At 44.8% G+C, this 12307-nt stretch carries 13 protein-coding genes; 5 read left to right on the top strand and 8 right to left on the bottom strand.

What is annotated here, in order from left to right; genetic code table 11:
* Window positions 1-8: 8 nt before the first annotated feature.
* Window positions 9-518, bottom strand: a complete 510-nt coding sequence (locus ABDK00_RS05140; protein ID WP_346238802.1) for a pyridoxamine 5'-phosphate oxidase family protein — start codon at window positions 516-518, stop codon at window positions 9-11.
* 172 nt (window positions 519-690) lie between these two features.
* On the opposite strand from ABDK00_RS05140, the gene ABDK00_RS05135 reads away from it, so the two are divergent.
* From ABDK00_RS05135 to ABDK00_RS05115, 5 genes are all read left to right on the top strand, one after another.
* A complete protein-coding gene (locus tag ABDK00_RS05135; RefSeq protein WP_346238801.1) occupies window positions 691-1230 on the top strand; it encodes a lipocalin family protein in 540 nt (179 codons plus the stop codon).
* 12 nt (window positions 1231-1242) lie between these two features.
* Window positions 1243-1923, top strand: a complete 681-nt coding sequence (gene nfi, locus ABDK00_RS05130) for a deoxyribonuclease V (RefSeq protein WP_346238800.1) — start codon at window positions 1243-1245, stop codon at window positions 1921-1923.
* Between the two features lie 236 nt (window positions 1924-2159).
* Complete coding sequence (locus ABDK00_RS05125; RefSeq protein ID WP_346238799.1) at window positions 2160-4541, top strand: TonB-dependent receptor; 2382 nt, start codon at window positions 2160-2162, stop codon at window positions 4539-4541.
* Window positions 4542-4553: 12 nt separating this feature from the next.
* A complete protein-coding gene (locus ABDK00_RS05120; RefSeq protein WP_346238798.1) occupies window positions 4554-5666 on the top strand; it encodes an alpha/beta hydrolase in 1113 nt (370 codons plus the stop codon).
* Window positions 5667-5690: 24 nt separating this feature from the next.
* The gene (locus ABDK00_RS05115) at window positions 5691-6902 is read left to right on the top strand and encodes a PepSY-associated TM helix domain-containing protein (RefSeq protein WP_346238797.1); all 1212 of its coding nucleotides are present in this window, start codon (window positions 5691-5693) and stop codon (window positions 6900-6902) included.
* Here ABDK00_RS05115 and ABDK00_RS05110 read toward each other — a convergent pair.
* The 7 genes from ABDK00_RS05110 to rplR form a co-directional block, all read right to left on the bottom strand.
* A complete protein-coding gene (locus ABDK00_RS05110; protein WP_346238972.1) occupies window positions 6883-8091 on the bottom strand; it encodes an NAD(P)/FAD-dependent oxidoreductase in 1209 nt (402 codons plus the stop codon). The two genes, ABDK00_RS05115 and ABDK00_RS05110, sit on opposite strands and share 20 nt — an antisense overlap.
* A 33-nt stretch (window positions 8092-8124) precedes the next feature.
* Window positions 8125-8946, bottom strand: coding sequence for a type I methionyl aminopeptidase (gene map / locus ABDK00_RS05105; protein ID WP_346238796.1), 822 nt, complete (start codon window positions 8944-8946; stop codon window positions 8125-8127).
* Between the two features lie 65 nt (window positions 8947-9011).
* Window positions 9012-10352 (bottom strand): preprotein translocase subunit SecY, encoded by a 1341-nt coding sequence (gene secY, locus ABDK00_RS05100; protein ID WP_346238795.1) that lies wholly within the window; start codon window positions 10350-10352, stop codon window positions 9012-9014.
* Between the two features lie 123 nt (window positions 10353-10475).
* Window positions 10476-10925 carry a 50S ribosomal protein L15 gene (rplO, locus tag ABDK00_RS05095; RefSeq protein WP_346238794.1) on the bottom strand — a complete coding sequence of 150 codons (450 nt, stop codon included), beginning with the start codon at window positions 10923-10925 and terminating at the stop codon, window positions 10476-10478.
* A 124-nt stretch (window positions 10926-11049) separates the two neighbouring features.
* Complete coding sequence (gene rpmD / locus ABDK00_RS05090; RefSeq protein WP_346238793.1) at window positions 11050-11229, bottom strand: 50S ribosomal protein L30; 180 nt, start codon at window positions 11227-11229, stop codon at window positions 11050-11052.
* A gap of 109 nt (window positions 11230-11338) precedes the next feature.
* Window positions 11339-11857: a 30S ribosomal protein S5 gene (gene rpsE, locus ABDK00_RS05085; protein ID WP_346238792.1), complete on the bottom strand. Its 519-nt coding sequence runs from the start codon at window positions 11855-11857 to the stop codon at window positions 11339-11341.
* 27 nt (window positions 11858-11884) lie between these two features.
* Window positions 11885-12241, bottom strand: a complete 357-nt coding sequence (gene rplR, locus ABDK00_RS05080; protein WP_346238791.1) for a 50S ribosomal protein L18 — start codon at window positions 12239-12241, stop codon at window positions 11885-11887.
* Window positions 12242-12307 lie beyond the last annotated feature (66 nt).

Genomic DNA, 12307 nt, shown 5'->3' with positions numbered 1-12307 from the left:
CGGTGTTATTAAACATCAAGCTTTCCTTCAACGCCATCGTCGTTATTAGTTTTATTCCCCGTAAGGGCTGACCAGGCAAAGGTTGCAAGCGATACAATTTTTCCGGCTTTAGTGTCCCAATAGTATGTGTCGCCCGGCGCTACACGGATAATCGTTACATTCGGATCTTCTTTACCTTCTTCAAACCAGGCCTTCGCCAACGGCGACCATTTATCTTCAATCGTGGCCTGATCGGTATAAATAAACGCTTCACCAAAAACAGACAGGTATTCGTGGTCACTATTATTCATGAAAAACAGCTGCACTCTTTTATCGTCCCCAATTTCAAAATTCTTGTTGCTGTTTGCGCTGCTAATAAACCAAAGATTCCCTTCTGCATCACATTCCTGCAGCGTCATCGGCCGGGCAGCCAAAGGCAATTCATCCAATTGAGTGCAAAACATACAGATCCGCGCTTTCTCGGACAATTCTTTTAATTTCTTCGCGGCCTGCTCCTGGTTTAGATTTTCTGTAGACATATAAATAATTGTTTATTTTTTATACCCATTGCATAAAGCGCGCCAAGATTTGGGCATAAAAAATTGAACCGATACCATTGCTTTTAGATTACGAAACTTCTCTTGCTAAAACCCCGTGTAAAAGTCTTTTCGGCTTAAATATTGCTCTATCTTCATCATTAAAAACAACCTGATGAAGAAAAAATATCTATGGATTGGTTCTGGCGTTATCGCAGCTTCCGCACTGCTGCTGTATTGGGCCAACCGCAAAACAATACCAGATGGGGTTACAGCCGTATCAAATTTTGAAAAATCAAAATACCTGGGCAAATGGTACGAAATTGCCAGGTTTGATTTTCGATTCGAAAAAAATATGAGCCACGTTACCGCCGAATATTCTTTAAACGAAGACGGCACTATAAGAGTATTGAACAGAGGCTATGATTATAAAGCGTATAAGAAAAAATATTCGGAAGGGAAGGCTAAATTCGTTGGTGATGAAAACACGGCCATGCTTGAAGTCTCATTCTTCGGGCCCTTTTATGCGGGATACAATGTAATGGCCATCGACGAGAATTATCAATACGCGCTGGTTTGCGGGAAAAACAGGGACTATCTGTGGCTTTTATCACGAGATAAAACCATGCCCGAAAAAATAAAATACGACTATTTGAAACTTGCCAAAGACGCGGGTTTTGACATCTCGAAGTTGGTTTGGACCGATCAGCTTTAACCCAGAAAAACTATGATAAACCCCGCAACATATGATCAACTCAGCGCTTCAGAAGCGATTCAGCTTCAAAAAGAAATGAGAGCGCAGGTCGATTTAACGCCGTTAAAACGGACTCCTAAAGTGATCGGTGGCGCTGATATTTCCTTTAATAAGTTTGAAGAAACCGTGTACGCCGGTATCGTTTTGTTGTCGTATCCGGACATGAAGTTTTACGGTGATTCCCGGGTTATTGCCAAAACCAAATTTCCGTATATCTCCGGGCTGCTGGCCTTTCGCGAAGTTCCAGCATTGTGGCAAGCCTGGAACCAGCTCACCATTAAACCTGATGTACTGATTTTAGACGGGCAGGGCATTGCTCACAGGCGGCGGATGGGTATTGCTACGCATTTCGGAATGATTGCTGACACTCCCGCCATTGGATGCGCGAAGTCCAGACTTACCGGAACTTTTACCGAGCCCACAAATGAACCTTTTGCTCATACGCCGCTCATGGATAAGGAAGAGCAAATTGGATATGTTTTTCGCTCAAAAAGGAATTGTAAGCCGCTTTTTATTTCGCCGGGCCATCAAATCAGTATGGCTCAAAGCCTTGATATTATCACCACCTGCATGGGCCGTTACCGAATGCCTGAGCCAACGCGGCTCGCGCACCAACTCGTCAACGAAATCCGCATCGCAGACAAACCTCGCTAAAAATAAAACCCGGCGCAATGCCGGGTTTATTGACTTTTTATAGATTAGCAATTGTATACTTTTTTACATGAGTCCTTCTTGTTTACTTATATTACCAAAGCCGTGCCAGAATTTTTTTGCTGCCGATATTTATTGATAAAATCCTTTTTTCCGCATTTCGTAAACAACCAGGCGCTACTTGATTTTAGTTTTGCGCTTCCTTAACATTTGTTGAGGCGTTCATTAAAATCAATCCAATGTCGAAATTAAAATTTGTTAGATTTTCCATTTTACTTGCTGCTGTGTTATTACCAGGCCTATCGGGCTTGCTGGCTCAAAGCCAAGCTACGGGCGTTATCTCAGGCCGCATTTTAAGTGCTGATGGCCAGCCCGAAGAAAACGTAATCGTAATGCTTACTCCGTCGGAGCGGCAAACCCAGTCTGATGATAACGGTAATTTTGAATTTAGGAATATTGCCTACGGCAATTATACCCTTGTGGTAAAATCGCTGGGAGTTTCCGCTGATCCGGTTACCATCCATCTTAACAATGAAAGAACCGCTATCGGTGAAATCAGGCTTCGTGAAAATGCCAATATGTTAGATCGTGTGATCGTATCCTCTTCTTATCGCCATATCAATAAAAACAGTGAGCAGGTGGCCAGGTTGCCCCTAACCTACACCGAAAATCCGCAAAACTACGCGGTCATTCCAAAGGAGCTCCTTTACACGCAACTGGCGACGACGACTGAGCAGGCGCTTATCAATATTCCGGGCGTCAGCAACTTGTCTATCGCCGGAGGAAGCGGCGGGTCTACACTGACGTTTAAGTCGCGGGGCTTCAACAGTGGTTCTATTATGTATAGAAACGGCGTCTCTACCGGCTATGTGGCGTTGACCGACCTGTTTAATATTGAAAGAATTGAGGCCATCAAAGGACCCACCGCCACGCTGTTTGGCGGCAACCAGGGCGCTTCTTATGGTGGCGTTTATAATATTATCACCAAAAAACCACTCGATGTAAAACGGGGCGAAATATCTTTTTCAACAGGAAGCTATGAGTTAGCAAGAACGACGCTCGATTATAATACGCCGCTGAACGAAGATAAAACGGCTTTGTTGAGAGTGGATGCGATGTACGACACGCGCAACTCTTTTCAGGAGCTGGAGCAGCAAAACCTCGGATTTGCACCCTCGCTTTTGATTAAAGCCAACGATCGCCTGACCCTGCATTTTGATGGCTACTACTATAAAAGCGTAAGGCCAATTTATCTTTTTGGATTTAGCGCGCCTCCGGGCGGAACCGGCACCAGCACCTATGCCGGGAACGTTGCAGATCTGGGATTAGATCCGAAAAATGCTTATTTCACCCCCGACTTTAACAGCAAACAACAAACATGGTCGGCTACGGCGCAAGCGGAATATAAACTTTCTGATAAATGGCTATCGCAAACCAACTACTCCATTGCCCGGAGTAATAATGATACGAGATATGTGTCGCTAATCGCGAATAAGGCTTCCACTACCGACACTACCGTTATTACCAGAAATATCCTGGACATGCCTTTCAGCCAGTTATATACGCAGCAATTTCAACAAAATTTCATTGGGGATTTCCTCATCGGCCATATGCGCAACCGCTTGTTAATTGGTCTTGATTATTTCAAAACCAGTGTGGCGTCGGCCCGAGGCTCAATCGCTTACGACCGGATTCAAACCACAGCTTCTCCATTGCAATTGCTGATGAGAGCGTCGAGAATTGACAGCCTTGCGGCAAACGCAAGATATACGGGCGGGGGCCGTGATCAAAATAATAGCTACGGAGCCTATGTATCGAATGTTTTAAATCTTACCGACCGATTATTATTGATGGCCAGCCTGCGTGTCAACAGGTTTGTTGCAAAAACCGCCGACTATATGCAGACTTCCTACTCTCCCAAAATCGGGCTTTCGTATCAAATTCTACACAATCAGCTTTCTGTATATGCCAATTATAATAATGGTTATAATAATGTTGCGGGAACCGATTCGCTTGGCAACCTGTTGAAGCCTGAATACGCTAATCAACTGGAGGGCGGTGTTAAATTTGATGTGTTGCAACATCGTCTTACGGGAACGGTAAGTGTATATGACATCAGGGTTAAAAATAAAGCAAGGGCTGTGCCCGGTACGGATTACTCGGTGCAGGATAACGAGCAAAGCAGCCGGGGAGTGGATGTGGATATCCTTGCCAACCCATTGTCGGGGCTTAACATTGCTATGGGCTATGGCTACAATGATATCCGCTATTCCAAATTCAACGGCAGCAATAGCGCATCGATCGAAGGCAACCGGGTTGAAAGCGCGCCTTATCACGCGGCAAATATTTGGGGGACCTACCAGATCAATTCGGGACGCCTGAAAGGCTTCGGGCTCGGCGCAGGAGGAAACGGGCAAAGCAGTTCTTTCACTGATGCCGCGAATACTATTTTATTGAACGGATATTTTGTCACCGGGGCAAGCGTTTTCTACAATGCGTTGAAATTTAGAGTAGGTGCGAAAATCGACAATATCTCAAACAAGAAATACTACACACACAACTCATGGTTGTTCCCGGGCCAGCCGCGCATGCTTACCTTTAATGTCACTTATCGCTTTTAATAATACCCGTTTATGGGTTTAAAGAAAACTGTTGGATCTGACCAGGATCCAACAGTTTGGTTTCAGAAAATCATGAAAATCGTTACGCTTCTTCTTTTTCTATCACTGCAACTGTTCGCAAGAGCGCAGGAAAAAATTGTTACAGGCGAACAGCACTGCCTTTACTCATCTGTTTTAAAAGAAGAGCGGCGCATTCGCGTGGCGCTTCCAAGGAACTATTCCAATTCAAAAATAACCCCTGCCTCCTACCCGGTTTTGTATGTGCTCGACGGTGAGATGGCTTTCGAGTATTACACGGCAATCGTCAATTTTTTAAGTAAGGGAGTTTACGCAAGTATGCCTGAAATGATTGTTGTTGGCATTGACAATACGGACCGCACTAGGGATATGACGCCAACGCGCGCCTCGAAGCGCGCTCCCGATGACAGCACAAAAATCCTTTTTCAAAACAGCGGAGGCGCTGAAAATTTCTCCACCTTTATCGGTCAGGAGCTCACCCGATTTATCGATAGCGCCTACCGAACCAGCGGATTTAAACTATTGGCAGGCCACTCTTTCGGCGGCCTTTTTTCGACCTACCACCTGCTGCGCGGACAACCGGCTTTTCATGCCTATCTTATTCACGCTCCCAGCCTTTGGTGGGATCACCAGGTGATGCTGTCGCAAGCAAGGCAAACTTTACCAAAGGCAAATTTCGGTCGTGCAAGAGTGTATGTATCGCAAGCGAATAACAAAGAGAAAGGCGTTTTTGACGCGCATTTTGAAAGTATAAAAATGTTCAAAAATATTTGCGATTCAATAAACAACCCGTCCCTGGCGATACGCTACGAGTTTTATGAAAATGAGGATCACGGCACGTTGCCGCTGCCGGCCGCCTACAACGGACTTAAATTTATTTTTGACGGTTACCAGGTAGATTTCAAGAAAATAGCGAACAATTATGCATCACTATCTGAATCGTATAGTGCTTTTTCAAAAAAGACAAATTTCCATTTCCAACCATCGGAATATATGTTACATTTTATCGTTGAATATTTTAAGGACAACGGGAAACCGGCTGCAGCTGCGGCTGTATTAAAACAATATCAACAGTTATATCCGAAGACGGCTCCTCCTACACTATAATTTTCTAACGCAATACGAAAACAAATGATGTCTGAAATAAACCCCAGCCAGCCCGCCAAGAAAAAGAAAGCTACCAGGCTCAACCGGCTCATTGCGTGGATACATCTTTGGCCCAGTATCGTTTCGGGGATCATTGTTGTTTTTGTGTGCCTCACCGGTACGATCATCGTGTATAACGAAGAGATTATGGACTACACGGCTGGCGATGCCAAGTACGTTACCGTTCCGGAAAATGCCGAACGTATCTCCCACGAAGAGATCATCAAAAACGTGACCTTGCATGATTCCAATCTGGCTATTTCCGAATTCGTGCTTTTTAAAGATCCGGCAAGAAGTATGCGCATCCGCGCTTTCAATCCGAAGAAAAGAAAGTTGGCAATGGTTTATGTGGACCCTTACAGCGGAAAAATACTAAAGGTCGATAACACGATATATTTCTTTTATATTACCGCGCATTTACATGCTATGTTGCTTGCGGGTAAAACCGGCGGATGGATTGTGGCCATTTCGACGATCCTTTTTGTCATCAGCTGTATTACGGGTTTGGTTTTATGGTGGCCAAAAAAATGGAATAAAGCGACCCGCGAGGCAAGCTTTACAATCAAATGGAAAGCGCGGTTCAAGCGTTTCAACTACGACCTGCATAATGTATACGGATTTTATTCCCTAATCGTGTGCGTGATATTGGGTACCACCGGGCTGATCATCTTCTTTCATCCGCTGATGGACTTCACCATTAAATCGACCGGAGGAACTTTGGAACATTTGGACGAGGTACTGCCAAAAATGGATTCAACCAAACAATCGAAAGATATGGTTGCGTTTGCCTACCAGGTTTTGGAAAAAGATCAGCCTGACAAAAAAATGGTGAGCATCTGGAATTTTGACAATCAAAAGCTGAGCGCCTTTGTATTCACCGCTGGCGATGCCAACTTAAAGAGTATCGCCAACGCCGACATCACCGTTTACGATCGCTACACCGGCGAACAAATTAAGGTGGCGCAACCCTATCTGCAACACGAAAAGACTGAAAACGCCGTTTGGCAGCTTCATATGGGCCAGTGGTGGGGATGGATTGGCAAACTTTCGACATTTCTCGCGGGCATTGTAGCCACGTCTTTACCAATTACCGGCTTTCTGATTTGGTGGGGAAGAAGAAATAAAAAGAAGCGCCGCGCTCCTTTGAAAACCGTCGTAAAGACTATCGACAAAGAAGTTAATCCGGTAGCGAACTGATGGCTTTTGCCGCCGTCCAACCCGTGCTCCAGGCGTTTTGAAAATTAAAGCCGCCGGTAATTCCATCAACATCCAAAACCTCGCCGGCAAAAAACAGATGGGGTATTTTACGGCTCATCATAGTTGCGGAGTCGACCTCGGCAAGATTGATGCCGCCGGCGGTCACAAACTCATCTTTAAATGTAGTTTTACCTTTTACGCAACAGGCGTAAGCAGTTAGCTTTTTAACTAATTCATTTTGCGGCTTAGCCTGGAGGTCAGCCCTGCGGCAGGTTTCAGGGATATTACATTCTTTTAAAAAAAATTCCCACAACCTTTGAGGCAGGCCAAATGAGTTTTTGGCGTAGAGAAGTTGGGCCCCGTTGTCGTAGCGCAATTGCAGCATTTTTTCCTTAAGCGACTGCTCGTTATATGCCGGCAACCAATTGACCAGTATATCAAATTGCCAGTTGCGGCCTGCTAGTTCGCGCGCCGCATAAGCGCTCAATTTTAATACGCAGGGCCCGCTGAGCCCCCAGTGGGTGATCAACACAGGCCCTTGTTGTTGCAATTTTGTGCCACTGATTTTCACGGTTGCATCCGGAACGGAAACGCCCATTAACTGCGTGATGGCATGTTGTGGTAAATTAAAGGTGAACAGCGACGGTACAGGTGGCGCAATGCTATGGCCGGTTGCCAAGATCCAGTCGAACATAGATGCTTTGGGAAAACCGCCGCTGGCGACGCAAACATAGTCGGCCTGTAAAGCTTCGCCAGCAGCCGTTTGAAGCGTAAAATGTACCCCAGATCGCTGAATGCTTTTTATATCACATTGCATTTTTATCTTGACGTGATATTCGTCTGCTTCGCGGAGTAAACAATCAATAATTGTTTGTGAGGAATCTGTTACCGGAAACATGCGCCCGTCAGCTTCGGTTTTGAGCTGCACGCCGCGCTGCTTAAACCATTCGATAGTATCGGTGGTGGAAAAATGATGGAATAGCTTTTTTACAAAATGGTTACCACGCGGGTAGCGCTTCGACATCTCTGAAATATCGAAACAGGCATGCGTAACGTTGCAGCGGCCGCCGCCACTGATTTTCACCTTGGAAAGCAATTTGCCCGACCGCTCGGCAATAACAACCTTCAACGATGGGTTAAGCCGGGCTGCGTTTACAGCGCAAAAAAAGCCCGCAGCGCCTCCACCAATTACTATAAGAGATTTAGAGTTGATACCTGTGTTTTATGATTTGCCAGCAGGAACCTGATCAGAAACGAACAGGTTCGCATTTTTTCGTTCCGCCTCTTCAATCGGCGCATAGTTCGATAAAATATCTGCCTTGTTTTTTCTAACACATACGTCGTGTTCGAAATGTACAGAAGGTGATCCGTCTTTGGTGCGAACCGTCCAGCCGTCGGCTTCGGTAAACACTTCCTTTCTTCCCAAATTTATCATCGGCTCAATAGCCAATACCATTCGATCTTTTAGCATTATGCCGGTGCCCTTTCTTCCATAATTGGGTACCTGTGGATCTTCGTGCATGCTCTGGCCCAACCCGTGGCCCACCAATTCCCTTACCACGCCATATCCATTCTTTTTCTCGGTATGCTGCTGTATCGCAAAAGCCACATCGCCGATGCGATTGCCGGCTACGGCCTTTTCAATGCCTTTATATAAAGATTCTTTGGTAACGCGGATCAATTGCTGAGCGGTCTCAGGAATTTCACCGATAGCAAAAGTATAAGCGTGGTCGCCGTGCCACTTGTTGAGTATAACACCCACGTCGATAGAAACGATGTCGCCATCCTTCAGTTCTTCTTCTCCCGGAAAGCCGTGCACAACCACGTCGTTAACGGAAATACAGGAGTTGAATGGGTAACCATGATAGTTCAAAAAAGAAGGAACCGCACCATGATCACGGATATATCCGCCAATAAACTCGTCGAGATAGGAAGTTGTGATGCCTGGCTTTAGCATTTTAGCCACTTCGCTTAAGGTTTGACTAACGAGCAGCGCGCTTTTGCGCATCAGCTCTACCTCGGCATCTGTTTTAATAATAATCATAGTCTGCAAAGTTCATAAAAAAACCCGGCATTTTACCGGGCTTTTATTTGTTTAATTCATCTATTTTAAATCTGCACCGCGGAAGCTGTTTGTCTTCCCTGCACGCGGCCACTTTTCATCAGGCCGTCGTACTGGCGCATCATCAATTGTGTTTCAATTTGCTGTAATGTATCAAGGATAACACCTACCATAATAAGTAATGAAGTCCCTCCAAAAAACATTGCAAATCCCTGTGTCATTCCAAATAATAACTGGATAATACCAGGCAAAATGCCTACAAAAGCAAGCATTACCGCTCCAGGAAATGTAATCCGGTCCATGATCGTGCCGATATAATCGGTTGTCGGCTGGCCGGGTTTTACGCCCGGAATGAAGCCATTATTTTGCTTAAGGTTGTCAGAGATTTGTTTAGGATTGAAAATAAGTGCTGTGTATAAAAACGTGAACCCAATTACCACAACAGAGTAGATCAACATATACCAGCCACTGGTGTGGTCCGTGAAAATACGGCCCAGGTCACCACCCTTGCTACCCAGGGTAAACAGTGTGGGAATAAACAAAATCGCCTGTGCAAAGATGATCGGCATTACTCCCGCGCTGTTCACCTTCAAAGGAAGAAACTGGCGCGCGCCTCCAAACTGTCTGTTGCCTACGATTTGTTTGGCGTAGTTTACCGGTACTTTTCTAACCGCCTGGATCAGCATGATACAACCCATGTTGATGGCGATATATAAAGCAATTTCAATAATAAAAATCAAAATGGTACCCGTACGTTCTGATCGATATGCCAGTTCCTGCGCAAATGATTGCGGCAGGCGGGCAAGGATACCAATCATGATCAAAAGTGATACACCGTTACCTAAGCCTTTATCAGTAATTTTTTCACCCAGCCACATAACGAACATCGTTCCAGCGGTTAACACCACAACGGTTGTTAATGTGAAATAGGTAGCGCCGTATCCGGGGATAATCGCGCCGCCAGAAGTTTGACGCAGGTAGGCCACATAAGCGAAAGCCTGCACAAAGGTTACGGCAATCGTGATATAACGTGTAATCTGGTTGATTTTTTTTCGCCCGCTTTCTCCCTCTTTTTGCATTTTCTGAAAAGAAGGCACCAACACCGTCATCAACTGCACGAAGATAGAGGCGGTGATATAAGGCATAATCCCCAAAGCAAAAATAGACGCCATGTTAAAGGCGCCGCCGGCAAAGGTATTGATCAGATCGAGGATACCATTTTGCGTTTGTGATTTGCTTAATTGCTCCAGAGCTATTGGGTTGATGCCGGGAAGCGTAATATGCGCGCCCACCCGGTAGACGGCCACAAGCAATAATGTGAAAAGAATTTTACTTCTTAACTCTTCAATGCTCCAAATATTCTTTAATGTTTTTATAAATTTTTTCACCTGATTTCTCTTGAATATTTTATAGATAGGGGTCAAGAGGAACTTCGAAGAAGTTGCATCTCAATAAAACAGTTGTTGAAAGCTAAATGACGCACCCGAAGCGCGTCACGTAGCTTATATAAATTATTTCAAAATTTCAACTGTTCCTCCGGCAGCTTCGATCAAAGACTTTGCTTTTTCGCTGATGGCATGAACTTTAAAGCTGAACTTTCCTTTCAATTCGCCGGTTCCCAAAATCTTTACTTTATCGGTTTTGGCAACAGCGCCTATTTCATAAAGGCTGTCGAAAGTAAAATCGTTCAGACCGTACACTTCAGCATAATGATCGAACTGGCCTACATTGAACACTTTATAAGTGATCTTTCCAGGATTTTTAAATCCTCTTTTTGGCACACGGCGCTGAATAGGCATCTGACCACCTTCGTGAGCCATTTTGCTTTTGTAACCGGCGCGGCTTTGTCCACCTTTGTTACCTTTTGTAGAAGTTCCACCGTAACCGCTACCTTCACCACGACCAATTCTTTTTTCCTTGTGCGTTGACCCTTTTGCCGGTCTTAATTCATGTAATTTCATTGTTTTGCTTTCTTTTTACTTACGCCTCAAAGCGGAGGCTCGCTTTTTATAAAAAATAAATGTAGAATTAGGGATGCAAATGTATAACACTTACACCTCAAATTCTACATTCGTGATCAAAAAATTAAATTTCTTCCACCTTCAGCATGTGCTCTACCTTGCGGATCATACCAAGCACTTGTGGTGAAGCTTCAACTTCTTTGCTGCTGTTGGTTTTGTTTAAGCCTAATGCCTGCAGGGTAAGCTTCTGCCGCTGCGGACGATCGATAGGACTTTTTACCAATGTTATTTTTACCTTTTTCATGGCCCCCTCCTTACTCCCCCAAAGGGGGAGGGTCTTTTTTAAAATCTTTATTAAATAATATTTTTAAGGCGTTTTTTAAGCCCCTCTTTTGGAGGGGTTTGGGGAAGGCCTATCCCTGAAATACTTTCTTTAAGCCCAGGTTGCGCGTTTTTGCGATCGATACCGGCTCACGCAACATAGCTAATGCTTTAAAGGTAGCTTTAACCACGTTGTGAGGGTTGGCTGATCCTAAAGATTTTGCTAATACGTCATGTACGCCAGCTGCTTCTAATACCGCACGCATTGATCCTCCGGCGATTACTCCGGTACCGGGTGTAGCTGGTAAAATCATTACCTTTGCTGCTCCCTCTTTGCACCACTGATCGTGAGGAATAGTGCCTTTCAAAATAGGAACCTTAATCAGGTTCTTTTTAGCATCCTCAATTCCCTTTGTAATAGCTTCCTGAACTTCTTTTGCTTTGCCCAGGCCATGACCCACTACTCCGTTACCATCGCCTACTACTACTAAAGCTGAAAAACTAAAAGCACGGCCACCTTTTGTGGTTTTTACCACACGGTTAATAGCTACCACCTTGTCTTTTAACTCAAGATCGTTTGCTTTTACTTTGTTGTACGTAACTGTTGACATTATTTCTATTTAGAATTATAGTGTTGATTAAAATTGAAGGCCGCCTTCTCTCGCACCTTCTGCAACCGCTTTCACGCGGCCATGGTACAAATATCCACCGCGATCGAAGATCACCTGAGTTACTTTCAGATCTCCGGCTTTGCGGGCGATAGCAGCACCCACTAATTTGCTCTTATCTGTTTTTGTGCCGCTTTGCGCCTGAATATCTTTATCTTTTGAAGAAGCCGCAGCGATTGTTACGCCTGTGCTGTCGTCGATCAGCTGCGCGTAAATATCAGTGTTACTGCGAAATATCGCCAATCTTGGTTTTTGAGAAGTACCGCTAACTTTTTTGCGGATCGAATGGCGGATCTTTAGCCTTCTTAATGATTTTGCGTTTGACATCTTTTTATGTTTTATCCTGATGCTGCCAGGACTTGCGTTAATATGTTGAATGTTTAAAAGCGTATC

The organism is Niabella insulisoli (assembly GCF_039652435.2).
Taxonomy (GTDB): domain Bacteria; phylum Bacteroidota; class Bacteroidia; order Chitinophagales; family Chitinophagaceae; genus Niabella; species Niabella insulamsoli.
This window is presented reverse-complemented; position numbering and strand designations above follow the sequence as displayed.